The following is a 14,802-nucleotide window of genomic DNA, read 5'->3' as shown; positions in this document are numbered from 1 at the left end:
ACCAGGGAGCGGCCCGGCCGCTCCCCGCCAGCCAAATACAAAGGAAACATCGTGGGTAAAATTACCGGCTTCATGGAATTCAAGCGCCAGGACGAGCACTATCTGGAGCCTGCCGCGCGTCTGAAGAACTACAAGGAATTCGTGCTGCACCTGTCCGACGCGCAAGCGACCGTGCAGGGCGCGCGCTGCATGGATTGCGGCATTCCCTTCTGCACCACGGGCTGCCCCGTGAATAACATCATTCCTGACTGGAATGACCTGGTATACCGCGGCGCCTACCGCGAAGCGCTCGATATCCTGCATTCGACGAATAACTTCCCGGAATTTACGGGCCGCATCTGCCCGGCGCCGTGCGAATCGGCCTGTACCCTGGGCATCCACGAAGATCCGGTCGGCATCAAGTCCATCGAGCATAAAATCATCGACATGGGCTGGGAGCACGGCTGGGTCACGCCGCAGCCGGCAGGATTCAGCACGGGCAAGAAAGTGGCCATCGTCGGTTCCGGTCCTGCCGGCCTGGCGGCGGCGCAGCAGCTGGCGCGCGCCGGCCATGCCGTCACCGTGTTTGAAAAGAGCGACCGGGTCGGTGGCTTGTTGCGCTATGGCATCCCCGACTTCAAGATGGAAAAGTCGCACATCGACCTGCGCGTGAAACAGATGGAAGCCGAAGGCGTGGTGTTCCGCACCAGCGTACTGGTGGGCAAGGATTTCCCCGCCAATGTCAACAACTGGGCCAAGGAAACCATTTTTCCGGAAGACCTGGAAAAGGAATTCGACGCCGTCATCATGGCCGGTGGCGCCGAACAGCCGCGCGACTTGCCCGTGCCGGGCCGCGAGCTGAAAGGCGTGCATTTCGCCATGGATTTCCTGCCGCTGCAAAACAAGGTCAACGCGGGCGACAAGCTCAAGGACCAGATCAAGGCCACGGGCAAGCACGTAGTGGTGATCGGCGGCGGCGACACGGGTTCCGACTGCGTGGGCACGTCGAACCGCCATGGCGCCGCCTCGGTGGCCCAGTTCGAACTGATGCCGCAGCCGCCGGAACAGGAAAACAAGCCGCTCGTCTGGCCGTACTGGCCGACCAAGCTGCGCACTTCGTCCTCGCACGAGGAAGGCTGCGAGCGCGACTGGGCCGTGGCCACCAAGCGTTTCGAAGGCAAGGGCGGCAAGGTGGAAAAGCTGATCGCCTGCCGCGTTGAGTGGAAAGACGGCAAGATGAGCGAAGTGCCGAACTCGGAATTCGAGATGAAGGCCGACCTGGTCTTCCTGGCCATGGGTTTTGTTTCTCCAGTGCAACAAGTGCTGGAAGCCTTCGGCGTCGATACGGATGCGCGCGGCAACGTCAAGGCGACCACGGAGGGCGCCGGCTGCTACCAGACATCGGTGGCCAAGGTGTTTGCCGCCGGCGACATGCGCCGTGGCCAGTCGCTGGTGGTATGGGCTATCCGCGAAGGGCGCCAGTGCGCGCGCGCCGTCGATGAGTTCCTGATGGGTGTTTCCTTGTTGCCGCGTTAATCTTTTCTGATTGACAAGACCAGGGCCACGGCGCGCGATGCACCGTGGCCCTTGTTCTTTTGTCCACGTCGCCAGGCGCATGGGCGGGCGGCGTGCAGGCGGGCGTTTTTTACAATAAAATATCTGACTTTTGATTCATTAGTGTTGTATTCTCCCCCTGTCCCGGGCCGTGCAAGGGGGTGTCTCAGCAGAGATTGGCGTTTCTGCACTACAATACGCCATTAAAATAGTGAGCTTCGTCGTGCCAAATCTTGTTGAAATCCGTGATTTACACTTTGCCTATGGAGAACGTTCGATTTTATCGGGCCTTCAAATGGATTTCCCACGTGGAAAAGTTGTGGCTGTCATGGGTGGTTCCGGGAGTGGCAAGACGACCGTATTGCGCCTGATCGGCGGACAGTTGCGCCCCAGCTCGGGTTCCGTGAATGTCGACGGCCAGATCGTGCATACGCTGGGCACCGACCAGTTATATCAGTTGCGCCGCAAAATGGGCATGCTGTTCCAGCACGGCGCCCTGTTTACGGACCTGACGGCGTTTGAAAACGTGGCGTTCCCCCTGCGCGAACACACGGATTTGAATGAAGAGCTGATCCGCACCCTGGTGCTGATGAAGCTGCACGCCGTGGGCTTGCGCAATGCGGCGCAATTGAAGCCGGCCGAGATTTCCGGCGGCATGGGCCGCCGCGTCGCCCTGGCGCGCGCCATCGCCCTCGACCCCGAATTGATCATGTATGACGAGCCGTTCGCCGGCCTGGACCCGATTTCCATGGGCGTGACGGCCAATTTGATCCGCAATTTGAACGATGCGCTGGGCTCCACGTCTATCCTGGTATCGCACGATGTGAAGGAGTGTTTCGCCATCGCTGATTATGTCTATTTTCTGTCATCGGGCAAGATCGTGGCGCACGGCACGCCAGCCGAGATGGCCGTGTCGACGCATCCGTACGTCAAGCAGTTCGTCAATGCCGAGGCCGATGGCCCCGTCCCGTTCCATTATCCGGGCAAGTCGCTGGCCGACGACCTGGGTCTGCACGCGGGAGCGGGCCGATGATCGCGCGTTTCCTGGCGGCTATCGGAGCATGGTTGCGTCGTTCGGTACAAGATCTCGGCTTTGCCGTACGCTCGTTCTTTATCATCATCGCCTCGTCGGCCGGCCTGTGGCGCCGTCCGCGCCTGGTGATCGAGCAGCTGTTTTTTATCGGTAACCGCTCGCTGGTGATTACCGCCGTGTCCGGCTTGTTCGTCGGCATGGTGCTGGGCTTGCAGGGGTATTACACCTTGACCACGTATGGCGCCGAGCAGTCGCTGGGCTTGCTGGTGGCGCTGTCGCTGACGCGCGAACTGGGCCCGGTCGTCACGGCGCTGCTGTTTGCGGGCCGTGCCGGCACGTCGCTGACGGCGGAAATCGGCCTGATGAAGGCGGGGGAACAATTGTCGGCCATGGAAATGATGGCCGTGAACCCGATCCAGCGCGTGCTGGCGCCCCGTTTCTGGGCCGGCGTGATCGCCATGCCGATCCTGGGCGCCATCTTCACGGCCGTCGGCATCATCGGCAGCTACCTGGTGGGCGTGATCCTGATCGGCGTCGACGAAGGCTCGTTCTGGTCGCAAATGCAAAGCGGCGTGGATGTCTGGAAAGAAGTGGGCAACGGCACCATCAAGAGCCTGGTCTTCGGCATCGCGGTGACCTTCATTGCCCTGTTCCAGGGTTACCAGGCGCAGCCGACGCCGGAAGACGTGTCCGGCGCCACCACGCGCACTGTGGTTATTTCGTCACTGATGGTGTGGTGGCTGGATTTCATGATGACGGCGTTGATGTTTAGCAAGTAATTGCCGATAGGCGACAAAAATTAGCGGCCTGGGCAGCGTTCTGCGCAGGTGGCGGCAAGTAAAAATTATTTAGGATTGTTTATGCAACGTAAATCTTTGGATGTCTGGGTTGGCTTGTTCGTCTTGCTGGGCGTGGCGGCATTGATGTTTCTGGCGCTCAAGGCTGGCAATATGAGCTCGCTGTCATTCAGCAAGACGTATACCATTAGCGCCAAGTTCGACAATATTGGCGGTCTCAAGCCGCAGGCGCCCGTCAAGGGCGCCGGCGTGGTGGTCGGACGCGTGGCGGAAATCACGTTTGACGACAAGACCTACCAGGCGTTGGTAAAACTCGACATCGAAGATGGCTACAAATTTCCGAAAGACAGCTCGGCCAAGATTTTGACGGCTGGTCTGCTGGGTGAGCAATATATCGGCCTGGAAGCGGGCGGTGATTTGGCCAACCTGGCAGAGGGCGACAAGATTGCCCGCACTCAATCGGCCACAGTGCTGGAAGACCTGATCAATCAGTTCATCTACAGCAAGGCAGCAGAAGGAAAGGACAGCAAATGAGCGAGTCGACCATGAAATTCCAAGGCAGCCTGGCGCGTGTCGGCCTGGCCCTGGCCATCGCCGCTACCCTGAGCGCCTGCGCCACCGGCAGCAATCCGCGCGACCCGCTCGAGGGTTACAACCGCGCCATGTTCAAATTCAACGATACCGTCGACCAGGTGGCCCTGAAGCCCGTCGCCACGGCCTACAAGACCGTGACGCCGTCGTTCGTGCAAACGGGCGTGGGCAACTTCTTCGGCAACCTGGCCGACGTCTGGAGCGCCGTGAACAACTTGCTGCAAGGCAAGGGCGAGGCGGGCTTGCAGGACGTCGTGCGCGTCGGCATGAACTCGACCTTCGGCATCTTCGGCCTAATCGATATCGCCTCGCAGGCCGGCGTGCCCAAGCATAGCGAAGATTTCGGCCAGACCCTGGGCTGGTATGGCGTACAGCCTGGTCCGTACGTGATGCTGCCGCTGCTGGGACCATCCACCGTGCGCGACACGGTGGCCCTGCCGCTCGATATCACGGGCGACCCATGGCGCTACAAGGACCCTGTGTCGGTGCGCAATATCGGCACGGTGACGCGCGTGGTCGACAAGCGCGCCGCGCTGCTCGACGCCACCAACCTGATGGAAGCGGCGGCGCTGGACCGCTATGAATTCATCCGCGACGGCTTCCTGCAGGCGCGCGAAAGCAAGGTCTTCGATGGCGATACCAGCCGCCGCGACCGCCTGTCGCCGAAAAAGAACGATAGCAGCGATTATGAGCCGGAAGAGGACGTGAAGCAGGCGCCGCAAGAGCCGAAAGTGGCGGCGCAAGCCGTTCCCGCCGCCGATGCCTTGCCTGCCGAGCTCGTAACATCTGGTAGCAATACCGTTGCCTCCGAGGCCAAGCCTCAGGAGTAAACTACGGTACAAGAACACCACGGCTGCGATCAACGCCAGCCGGTGCACAGCAACACCATGAAAGGTAGAACCATGAAATTGATGAAACAATTGCTCGCGATGGCGACCATCGCCTTTGCCACCGCCGCCCAGGCCGCGCCCGCCGTGGAAGCGCCCGATGTGTTGGTAAAACGCATCAGCCAGGACGTGATCGACACGGCCAAGTCCGACAAGGCCATCCAGGCTGGCGACATCAAGCGTGTCACCGAGCTGGTGGAAAGCAAGATCCTGCCGTACGTGGACTTCCAGCGCATGACCTCGCTGGCCGCCGGCCGCTACTGGCGCGATGCCACGCCGGACCAGCAAAAGCAGCTGGCGGCGGAATTCCGCACCCTGCTGATCTACACGTATTCGGGCGCCCTGTCGCAGATCAAGAACGAAACCGTGGAATTCAAGCCGCTGCGCGCCGATCCGAGCGACACGGAAGTGGAAGTGCGCTCGCAGGTGAACATGGCGCGCGGCGAACCCGTGCCCCTGAACTACCGCGTGGCGAAAACCCCGTCCGGCTGGAAGATCTATGACATCAACGTGCTGGGCGCGTGGCTGGTGGAAACGTACAAAAGCAGCTTTGCCAGCGAGATCAGCAAAGGCGGCATCGATGGCCTGATCAAGACCTTGCAAGCAAAAAACAAGGCCCTGGCCAGCCGTCCCGCTGCCAAAGCCAAATAATCGGCTATCATATAGCTCCTGACCCAGCTCCAGACCAGCGCAGCCCGACGCCATGCCCGACTCTCTCGACACCTTGCAGTCCCTGACTTCCCTGACCGTGCACAATGCCACCTCGGCATTGGAGCAGGGTCTGGACGCCATCCGCTCGGGTCAGACGAAGTTTGACTTGCGCAACGTCAAGGCCGTCGATTCGGCCGCCGTCTCCGTCATGCTCACGTGGCAACGCGCGGCGCAGGACGCGGGCGGCGTGCTGGAACTGAAAAACCTGCCGACGAACCTGAAAAACCTCACCAAGCTGTATGGCGTCTGCTCGCTCGTCTCGAGCACGCTCACGGCCGAAGACTGCGGCAGCGCCGGCGGCCACGCCGAACGCAGCCCGTCCGACCTGCATCATCATTGATCCTGTCCCACTCCCCGCATCAGCAGTAGCTTTCAAGCCGGCAGGCCAGCAGCGCCGCCGGATTGATCTCCAAGTGTTCCACGAATTTTCCAACTATAATTGACTGTTGCGCTACCTCGCCTGAAGGTGGCGCCCTGCACCGGCCGGTCGGCCCGCATCACCGCCGGCACTGGCGCATCACACCAGACGCATTACACTTGAAACAAGCACATGACCGCAATTCAAATAACGAATGTAGAAAAGAGCTATAAATCGCTCAAGGCGCTGGGCGGCGTGTCGCTGGCCATCGAGGAAGGGGAGTTCTTTGGTCTGCTCGGTCCCAACGGCGCCGGCAAGACCACCCTCATTTCCATCATCGCCGGCCTGATACGGCCCGACGCGGGCACCGTCAAGATCCACGGCCACGACGTGGTCACGGATTTCCGCAACGCGCGCCGCAACCTGGGCGTGGTGCCGCAGGAACTGGTGTTCGACCCCTTCTTCACGGTGCGCGAAACCTTGCGCCTGCAGTCCGGCTACTTCGGTCTGCCGAACAACGACAAGTGGATCGACGAGGTCATGGAAAACCTCGACCTGACCGGCAAGGCCGACACCAACATGCGTGCCCTGTCCGGCGGCATGAAGCGCCGCGTGCTCGTGGCCCAGGCGCTGGTGCACAAGCCGCCCGTCATCGTGCTCGATGAGCCGACCGCCGGCGTCGACGTGGAACTGCGCCAGACCCTGTGGAAGTTCATCTCGCGTCTGAACCGCGAGGGCGGCCACACGGTCGTGCTGACCACCCACTACCTGGAAGAGGCGCAAGCCATGTGCCAGCGCGTCGCCATGCTGAAAACCGGCAAGGTGGTGGCGCTCGACACCATGTCGGCCCTGATCCGCCGCATCGCCGGCTCGCAGCTGCAGGTGCACCTCAAATACGGCACCTTGCCGGCCGACCTGCAGCACCTGGTGCTGCACCCGGAAGAGCAGCAGGCGCCGAACAAGTTCAGCCTGCGCGTCAACGAATACAGCGAAGTCGAGAAAATCCTCGCCCGCCTGCGCGAAGCGGGTGCCGAGATCGACGAAATGCAATTGCAACAAGCCGACCTGGAAGATATCTTCTTGCAGATCATGGATAAAGGTACCGTATGATTTCGACAGGATTTCGCACCCTCGTCTACAAAGAGACGCTGCGCTTCTGGAAAGTGGCGACGCAAACCGTGGCCGCGCCCGTGCTCACGTCCATGCTGTACCTGCTGGTGTTCGGCCATGTGCTCGACGGCCGCGTGGAGCCGAGCCCCGGCGTCAGCTACACGGCCTTCCTGATTCCCGGCCTGGTGATGATGAGCGTGCTGCAAAACGCCTTCGCCAATTCTTCGTCCTCGCTGATCCAGTCCAAGATCACGGGCAACCTGGTATTCGTGCTGCTGACGCCTTTGTCGCACTGGGAAATCTTTTCGGCGTATGTACTCGCTTCCGTCGCACGCGGCCTGGCCGTGGGCTTTGGCGTCTTTGCCATCACCTGCTGGTTCGCCGACCTGTCGTTTGTCGCGCCCCTGTGGATCGTCGTCTTCGCCTTCCTGGGCGCCGCCATGCTGGGCACCATGGGCCTGATCGCCGGCATCTGGGCCGAGAAATTCGACCAGCTGGCCGCCTTCCAGAACTTCCTGATCATGCCGGCCACCTTCCTGTCGGGCGTGTTCTACTCGATCCACTCGCTGCCCGCGTTCTGGCAGACGGTGTCGCACCTGAACCCTTTCTTCTACATGATCGACGGCTTCCGCTACGGCTTCTTCGGCACCTCCGACGTCAGCCCGTGGCTCAGCGTTTCCATCGTCGCCGGCTTCCTCGTGATCCTGGCGCTGGTATCGATCCGCCTGCTGAAAAGCGGCTACCGATTGCGGCATTAATTGCGCCGCTGACGGCGGCAAGCTCAATTACCCTATTCTCCAATATCAAGGACTTATCGTGACTACCACTCCAGAACTGATCCACGGCTATCTGTCGGCCGGCCTCGAATGCACGCACCTCGAAGTGGAGGGCGACGGCCAGCACTTCCAGGCCGTGATCGTCTCGCCCGCGTTTGCCGGCAAGCGCCTGATCCAGCGCCACCAGATCGTCTACGCGGCGCTGGGCGACCGCATGCGCGAAGAAATCCACGCGCTGTCGATGAAAACCCTGACACCTGAAGAATTCCAAGGATAAGCACATGGACAAGCTCCTGATCAACGGCGGCAACCGCCTGAACGGCGACATCGCCATCTCCGGCGCGAAAAACGCCGCCCTGCCCATCCTGTGCGCGGGCCTGCTGACGGCGGGCGACCTGGACCTGACCAACGTGCCGCACCTGCACGATGTCGCCACCATGTTGAAACTGCTGGGCCAGACGGGCCTGAAAGTGCAGCAGGACGGCGACCGCGTGGTCCTCAACGGCAGCGCCATCGACACCCTGGAAGCGCCGTATGAACTGGTGAAAACCATGCGCGCCTCGATCCTCGTGCTGGGCCCCATGCTGGCGCGCTTCGGCGAAGCCAAGGTCTCGCTGCCGGGCGGCTGCGCCATCGGTTCGCGCCCCGTCGACCAGCACATCAAGGGCCTCGAAGCGCTGGGCGCCGAGATCCGCATCGAAGCGGGCTATATCTACGCCAAGTGCGCCAAGCTGAAAGGCGCGCGCATCGTCACCGACATGATCACCGTCACCGGCACCGAGAATCTGCTGATGGCCGCGACCCTGGCCGAAGGCGAGACCATCCTGGAAAACGCCGCCTGCGAGCCGGAAGTGACGGACCTGGCGCACCTGCTGGTGGCCATGGGCGCGAAGATCGACGGCATCGGCACCAGCCGCCTGGTGATCCAGGGCGTCGACGCGCTGCACGGCGCCTCGCACGCGGTGATCGCCGACCGTATCGAAACGGGGACCTTCCTGTGCGCCGTGGCGGCCACCGGCGGCGACATCACCTTGCGCAACGTGCGCACCGATATCCTCGACGCGGCGCTCGACAAGCTGCGCGCCATGGGCCTGACGATGACCTTCGGCGCCGACTGGATCCGCGCCGAGATGTCGGCCCGTCCGAACCCCGTCAGCTTCCGCACCACGGAATACCCGGGCTTCCCGACCGACATGCAGGCGCAGTTCATGGCCGTGAATACCATCGCCAATGGCGCCAGCCGGGTTACCGAAACGATCTTCGAGAACCGCTTCATGCACGTGCAGGAAATGAACCGCCTGGGCGCCGACATCACCATCGAAGGCAACACGGCCATCATCGCCGGCGTCAAGCAGCTGCGCGGCGCGCCCGTGATGGCGACCGACCTGCGCGCCTCGGCGTCGCTGGTGATCGCGGCCCTGGCCGCCGATGGCGAGACGCTCATCGACCGCATCTATCACCTCGACCGCGGCTACGACCGCATGGAAGTGAAGCTGTCGGCCGTCGGCGCGAACATCGTGCGCATCAAGTAAAAACAAGAAAAGGAACGAGCATGAACGGATCGAACACGGGCGACAACTCCCAGCTGATTCTGGCGCTGTCGAAGGGCCGCATTTTTGAAGACACCATGCCGCTGCTGGAGGCGGCTGGCATCAAGGTGCTGGAAAACCCGGAGACGTCGCGCAAGCTGATTTTGGCCACCAACGATCCGAACGTGCGCGTCATCATCGTGCGCGCCAGCGACGTGCCGACGTATGTGCAGTACGGCGCGGCCGATTTCGGCGTGGCGGGCAAGGACGTGCTGCTGGAGCATGGCGGCGAAGGCCTGTACCAGCCGATCGACCTGAATATCGCCTCCTGCCGCATGTCGGTGGCGGTGCAGGCCGGCTTTGACTACGAAAAGGCCGTGCACCAGGGCGCGCGCCTGCGCGTGGCCACCAAGTTCGTGCACACGGCGCGCGAGCATTTCGCCGCCAAGGGCGTGCACGTCGACCTGATCAAGCTGTATGGCTCGATGGAGCTGGCGCCCCTGGTCGGCCTGTCCGACGCCATCGTCGACCTGGTCAGCACGGGCAGCACCCTGCGCGCCAACAACCTCGTCGAGGTCGAGCACATCATGGAAATCTCGTCGCGCCTGGTGGTGAATCAGGCCGCGTTAAAGCTCAAGCGCGAGCGCTTGCAGCCGATCATCGAGGCGTTTGAACGCGCTTCGCAAACCGCTTCGCAAGCCTAGACATTCAGTAGCAGAAAGCCGATTATGCCGATACAGATACGCAAGCTCGATTCAAGCCAGGAAGGATTCCAACAATCGCTCGACACGCTGCTGGCGTTCGAGGCGGGCACCGATGAAGCGATTGAAACGTCGGTCGCCAAAATCCTGGCCGACGTGAAAGCGCGCGGCGACGCCGCCGTGCTGGAATACACCAACCGCTTCGACCGCATCCCGCATGGCGGCGCGGCGGAAATGGCGGCCTTCGATATTTCGCAGGCCGAGTTGCAGGCGGCCCTGAACGGCTTGCCGTCGGCCCAGCGCGAGGCGCTGCAGATTGCCGCCCAGCGCATCCGCGCCTTCCACGAACGCCAGCGCGAGGAATTGCGCGGCTTCACCTACACCGAGCCCGATGGCACGGTGCTGGGACAGAAGATCACGCCGCTGGACCGGGTCGGCATCTACGTCCCGGGCGGCAAGGCCGCGTATCCGTCGTCCGTGCTGATGAACGCCATCCCCGCGCACGTGGCGGGCGTGGGCGAAATCATCATGGTGGTGCCGACGCCTGACGGCGTGAAAAACCAGATGGTGCTGGCCGCCGCCGCCATCGCCGGCGTGACGCGCGTGATCACCATCGGCGGCGCGCAAGCCGTCGGCGCGCTGGCCTACGGCACGCAGACGATCACCGCCGTGGACAAGATCGTCGGTCCCGGCAACGCCTACGTGGCCGCCGCCAAGCGCCGCGTGTTCGGCATCGTCGGCATCGACATGATCGCCGGCCCGTCGGAAATCCTGGTGCTGTGCGACGGCAGCACGGACCCGGACTGGGTCGCCATGGACCTGTTTTCGCAGGCCGAGCACGACGAGCTGGCGCAAGCCATCCTGCTGTGCCCCGACGCGGACTACATCGCGCAAGTGGAAGAGAGCATCGCCAAGCTGCTGCCGACGATGCCGCGCCAGGCCACCATCAGCACCTCGCTGCAGGACAGGGGCGCGCTGATCAAGGTGCGCAGCATGGCAGAGGCGTGCGAGATCGCCAATGCCATCGCCGCGGAACACCTGGAAATCTCGGCGGAGCAGCCGCAGCAGTGGGCCGAGCAGATCCGCCATGCGGGCGCCATGTTCCTGGGGCGCTTCTCGTCCGAATCGCTGGGCGACTATTGCTGCGGGCCCAATCACGTGCTGCCGACGTCGCGCACGGCGCGCTTTTCGTCGCCGCTGGGCGTGTACGATTTCCAGAAGCGCTCGTCCATCATCCACGTCAGTGAAGCGGGCGCGCAAACCCTGGGCCGCGTCGCCGCCACCCTGGCATATGGCGAAGGCCTGCAGGCGCACGCGCGCAGCGCCGAACTGCGCCTGAAGCCGCAGCCATGACGAATATGGCGGAGCAGCCGGACTGGGTCAACCGGGTCTATTGCGAAGACGCGCTGGCGGGGCTGGCGCGCATTCCCGATGGCTCGGTGGACCTGATCCTGACCGACCCGCCGTACAACCTGGGCAAGGATTATGGCAATGCGTCGGACCAGCAGTCCGTGGCGGACTACCTGCGCTGGACGGAGCAGTGGATCGACGCGGCGCTGCCCAAGCTGAAAGCCAACGGCAGCCTGTACATTTTTTTGACCTGGCGCTATTCGCCGGAGATCTTCGTCATGCTCAAGCAGCGCATGGCGATGATGAATGAAATCATCTGGGACCGCCGCGTGCCGTCCATGGGCGGTAGCGTGCGCAGCTTTTCATCGGTGCACGACACCATCGGCTTCTTCGTCAAGCGCAAGGATTACTACTTCGACCTTGACGCGGTGCGCATCGCCTACGACGCGGCCACCAAGAAAGCCCGCTCGCGCTCGATCTTCATCGGCGCGAAATGGCTGGAAGTGGGCTACAACCCGAAAGACTTGTGGAGCGTATCGCGCCTGCACAAGGAACATCCGGAGCGGGCCGACCACCCGACGCAAAAGCCGCTGGAAATCATCGAGCGCATGCTCAAGGCCTCGTGCCCGCCCGGCGGCGTGGTGCTCGACCTGTTCATGGGCAGCGGCACCACGGCGCTGGCGGCCAAGCGCTGCGGGCGCGATTTCGTCGGCTTCGAGCTCAATCCCGATTACTGCGCCATCATCGAACAGCGATTGGCGGCGCTCGCCCAGGAACTGGCCGAACCGGCCGCACCGAAGGCGGAAAAGGCGCCGGCCAAGCGCAGGGCAGCGGCCCCCAAGGCAAGCAAGCCGGCGGCCAAGAAGACACCCGCCGCGAAAAAACCGCCCGCCGTAAAGAAAACCCCGGCCCGCAAGGCGCGCAGCGCTGCCGTGCCGGAAGACGTATCCATCTAATTCCATCAGGAGTGTTTGCAGCATGTCTTTCCTCGATCAGTTAATCAGCAACACCGTGCGGCCCGATGTGCGGGCCGTCAAAAGCTACCAGGTAGCCGATGCCAGCGGATATATCAAACTCGATGCGATGGAAAACCCGTATCCGCTGCCGCAGCATTTGCGCGATGAGCTGGGCGCGCGCCTGGCCGGCGCCGTGCTGAACCGCTATCCGCCGTCCTACGCCAGCCTGCAGGCGGCCATCTGCGCCAAGCTGGGCGTCCCCGCCGGCTACGATGTCCTGCTGGGCAACGGCTCCGATGAGCTGATCTCGATCCTGGCCATGGCCTGCGCCACCCAGGAGCAGGGCAAGCGCGCCGTGCTGCTGGCGCCCGTGCCGGCCTTCGTCATGTATGCCCGTTCGGCGCAGTTCGCGGGCATGGATTTCGTCGGCGTGCCGCTGCAGGCCGATTTCAGCCTGGACATGCCGGCCATGCTGGCGGCCATCGAAGCGCACCGTCCGGCGCTGGTCTTCCTCGCCTATCCGAACAACCCGACGGGCAACCTGTTTGCCAGCGCTGATATCGAACGCGTCCTCGCGGCCCTGGGCGACACGGGCATCGCCGTCGTCGACGAGGCATACGAGCCGTTCGCGCAGCACAGCTTCATGGGCCGCCTGCCCGAGTTCGAGAACCTGGTGGTGATGCGCACCGTCTCGAAGCTGGGCCTGGCCGGCATCCGCCTGGGCTACATGTCGGCCGCCCCGGCCCTGCTGGCGCAATTTGAAAAAGTGCGCCCGCCGTACAACGTCAATGTGCTGACGCAGGCGGCGGCCGAATTCGCGCTCGATCATCTCGACGTGCTCAATGCGCAGGCGGCATTGCTCAACAGCGCGCGCGATGCACTGGCGCTGCGCCTGGCCGAACTGCCCGGCGTGACCGTGTTTCCCTCGAAGGCAAATTTTCTTCTGATTCGTGTGGCTGATTCCGACGATGTTTGCGCCAAACTGCTTGCCCACAGGGTGTTAATTAAAAATATGAGTAAAATGCATGTTGCGCTGGCCAATTGCCTGCGCATCAGCGTCAGCACCCCGGAAGAGAATTCCCTTTTTTACGATGCCTTCAAGGCATCCCTCGTTTAGCTAATCGCCAGAGCCTCCCATGACCCGCACCGCAGAAATCACGCGTAACACCAACGAGACGCAAGTTCGCGTCGCCCTCAACCTGGACGGCACCGGCCAGCAAAAGCTGAACACCGGCGTGCCCTTCCTCGACCATATGCTGGACCAGATCGCCCGCCACGGCCTGATCGACCTGGATATCGAAGCGACAGGCGACGTGCATATCGACAACCACCATACTGTGGAAGACGTGGGCATTACCCTGGGCATGGCCGTGGCCAAGGCCATCGGCGACAAGAAGGGCATCCGCCGCTACGGCCACGCCTACGTGCCGCTGGATGAGGCGCTGTCGCGCGTGGTGCTCGATTTCTCGGGCCGCCCGGGCATCGAATACCACATCCCGTTTACGCGCGCCATGATCGCCGGCTTCGACGTCGACCTGACGCTGGAATTTTTCCGCGGCTTCGTTAACCATGCGGGCGTGACCTTGCATATCGATAACTTGCGCGGCACGAATGCCCACCACCAGTGCGAAACCGTGTTCAAGGCCTTTGGCCGCGCGCTGCGCATGGCTGCCGAGCTCGACGAGCGCGCGGCCGGCATCATTCCATCGACCAAGGGCAGCCTGTAAGCGCGGCCCGCGCTACCTGTAGATTCCGAGATTAAACATGAATAAAATTGTGGTGGTGGATTACGGCATGGGCAACCTGCGCTCGGTGGCGCAGGCCCTGCGCGCCGTGGCGCCGGAAGCCGATGTGCGTATTTCCGGCGTGCCGGCCGACATCGACAGCGCCGACCGCATCGTCCTGCCGGGCCAGGGCGCCATGCCGGACTGCATGCGCAGCCTGCGCGAATCGGGCGTGCTGGAAGCCTTGCTGCGCGCGGCCGACAGCAAGCCCGTGCTGGGCGTGTGCATCGGCGAACAGATGCTGTTCGACGGCAGCGAAGAAGGCGATGCGGCGGGATTGGGCTTGCTGCCAGGTAAAGTCGTGCGCTTCCAGCTCGACGGCCAGGTGCAGGAAGACGGCTCGCGCTTCAAGGTGCCGCAGATGGGCTGGAACCAAGTGCGGCAAACGGCGTCCCATGTACTGTGGGATGGCATTGCCGACAATGCGTATTTTTACTTTGTGCACAGCTATTTTGCTCAACCTCAAGTGGCGGCGCACACGGTCGGCGAGACTATCTATGGCGCGCCGTTCGCGTGCGCGGTCGCCCGTGATAATATTTTCGCGACACAGTTCCACCCTGAAAAAAGCGCTGCCGCTGGCTTGCAGCTGTACAAGAACTTCGTTCACTGGCAACCTTGATGCTTCTTATTGACGTCGCTGCGTGATCTTCCGGCTTTTTTTCGCTTCTCACTCTCACTCTAAACCA

At 62.6% G+C, this 14,802-nt stretch carries 17 protein-coding genes; all 17 read left to right on the top strand.

The window, feature by feature from the left end:
- The first annotated feature begins 51 nt into the window (after positions 1 to 51).
- The 17 genes from ACZ92H_RS21430 (at position 52) to hisH (ending at position 14,735) form a co-directional block, all read left to right on the top strand.
- The gene (locus ACZ92H_RS21430; RefSeq protein ID WP_465050875.1) at positions 52 to 1,515 is read left to right on the top strand and encodes a glutamate synthase subunit beta; all 1,464 of its coding nucleotides are present in this window, start codon (positions 52 to 54) and stop codon (positions 1,513 to 1,515) included.
- Positions 1,516 to 1,756: 241 nt separating this feature from the next.
- Complete coding sequence (locus ACZ92H_RS21425; protein ID WP_086137632.1) at positions 1,757 to 2,566, top strand: ABC transporter ATP-binding protein; 810 nt, start codon at positions 1,757 to 1,759, stop codon at positions 2,564 to 2,566.
- Positions 2,563 to 3,345, top strand: coding sequence for a lipid asymmetry maintenance ABC transporter permease subunit MlaE (gene mlaE / locus ACZ92H_RS21420; RefSeq protein WP_131378038.1), 783 nt, complete (start codon positions 2,563 to 2,565; stop codon positions 3,343 to 3,345). Before ACZ92H_RS21425 ends, mlaE begins: the two co-directional genes overlap by 4 nt.
- Before the next feature lie 81 nt (positions 3,346 to 3,426).
- A complete protein-coding gene (gene mlaD, locus ACZ92H_RS21415) occupies positions 3,427 to 3,897 on the top strand; it encodes an outer membrane lipid asymmetry maintenance protein MlaD (RefSeq protein ID WP_092801545.1) in 471 nt (156 codons plus the stop codon).
- The gene (locus ACZ92H_RS21410) at positions 3,894 to 4,784 is read left to right on the top strand and encodes an MlaA family lipoprotein (protein WP_465050876.1); all 891 of its coding nucleotides are present in this window, start codon (positions 3,894 to 3,896) and stop codon (positions 4,782 to 4,784) included. Before mlaD ends, ACZ92H_RS21410 begins: the two co-directional genes overlap by 4 nt.
- Positions 4,785 to 4,856: 72 nt before the next feature.
- A complete protein-coding gene (locus tag ACZ92H_RS21405; RefSeq protein WP_131378043.1) occupies positions 4,857 to 5,492 on the top strand; it encodes an MlaC/ttg2D family ABC transporter substrate-binding protein in 636 nt (211 codons plus the stop codon).
- Between the two features lie 52 nt (positions 5,493 to 5,544).
- Positions 5,545 to 5,892, top strand: a complete 348-nt coding sequence (locus tag ACZ92H_RS21400) for an STAS domain-containing protein (RefSeq protein WP_131378045.1) — start codon at positions 5,545 to 5,547, stop codon at positions 5,890 to 5,892.
- A 210-nt stretch (positions 5,893 to 6,102) separates the two neighbouring features.
- The gene (locus ACZ92H_RS21395) at positions 6,103 to 7,020 is read left to right on the top strand and encodes an ABC transporter ATP-binding protein (protein WP_131378047.1); all 918 of its coding nucleotides are present in this window, start codon (positions 6,103 to 6,105) and stop codon (positions 7,018 to 7,020) included.
- Positions 7,017 to 7,778 (top strand): ABC transporter permease, encoded by a 762-nt coding sequence (locus ACZ92H_RS21390; protein WP_131378049.1) that lies wholly within the window; start codon positions 7,017 to 7,019, stop codon positions 7,776 to 7,778. The genes ACZ92H_RS21395 and ACZ92H_RS21390 overlap by 4 nt, the downstream gene beginning before the upstream one ends.
- A 58-nt stretch (positions 7,779 to 7,836) precedes the next feature.
- On the top strand, positions 7,837 to 8,073 hold the full coding sequence (locus ACZ92H_RS21385) for a BolA family protein (protein ID WP_034753824.1): 237 nt from the start codon (positions 7,837 to 7,839) through the stop codon (positions 8,071 to 8,073).
- A 4-nt stretch (positions 8,074 to 8,077) separates the two neighbouring features.
- Positions 8,078 to 9,328: a UDP-N-acetylglucosamine 1-carboxyvinyltransferase gene (murA, locus tag ACZ92H_RS21380; protein WP_070257789.1), complete on the top strand. Its 1,251-nt coding sequence runs from the start codon at positions 8,078 to 8,080 to the stop codon at positions 9,326 to 9,328.
- Between the two features lie 20 nt (positions 9,329 to 9,348).
- Complete coding sequence (gene hisG, locus ACZ92H_RS21375) at positions 9,349 to 10,029, top strand: ATP phosphoribosyltransferase (protein ID WP_131378053.1); 681 nt, start codon at positions 9,349 to 9,351, stop codon at positions 10,027 to 10,029.
- Between the two features lie 24 nt (positions 10,030 to 10,053).
- Positions 10,054 to 11,379 carry a histidinol dehydrogenase gene (hisD, locus tag ACZ92H_RS21370; RefSeq protein ID WP_131378055.1) on the top strand — a complete coding sequence of 442 codons (1,326 nt, stop codon included), beginning with the start codon at positions 10,054 to 10,056 and terminating at the stop codon, positions 11,377 to 11,379.
- Positions 11,376 to 12,332: a DNA-methyltransferase gene (locus tag ACZ92H_RS21365; protein ID WP_465050877.1), complete on the top strand. Its 957-nt coding sequence runs from the start codon at positions 11,376 to 11,378 to the stop codon at positions 12,330 to 12,332. Before hisD ends, ACZ92H_RS21365 begins: the two co-directional genes overlap by 4 nt.
- A gap of 22 nt (positions 12,333 to 12,354) precedes the next feature.
- Entirely contained in the window at positions 12,355 to 13,449 is a 1,095-nt protein-coding gene (gene hisC, locus ACZ92H_RS21360) for a histidinol-phosphate transaminase (RefSeq protein WP_465050878.1), read from the top strand.
- Positions 13,450 to 13,468: 19 nt separating this feature from the next.
- Positions 13,469 to 14,059 (top strand): imidazoleglycerol-phosphate dehydratase HisB, encoded by a 591-nt coding sequence (gene hisB / locus ACZ92H_RS21355; protein ID WP_092801522.1) that lies wholly within the window; start codon positions 13,469 to 13,471, stop codon positions 14,057 to 14,059.
- A 37-nt stretch (positions 14,060 to 14,096) separates the two neighbouring features.
- On the top strand, positions 14,097 to 14,735 hold the full coding sequence (gene hisH, locus ACZ92H_RS21350) for an imidazole glycerol phosphate synthase subunit HisH (protein ID WP_131378059.1): 639 nt from the start codon (positions 14,097 to 14,099) through the stop codon (positions 14,733 to 14,735).
- The last annotated feature ends 67 nt before the right edge of the window (positions 14,736 to 14,802 follow it).

It is taken from the genome of Janthinobacterium foliorum (assembly GCF_978021625.1).
Note: the sequence above shows the minus strand (reverse complement) of the source record. Positions and strands in the feature narration are given on the sequence as shown.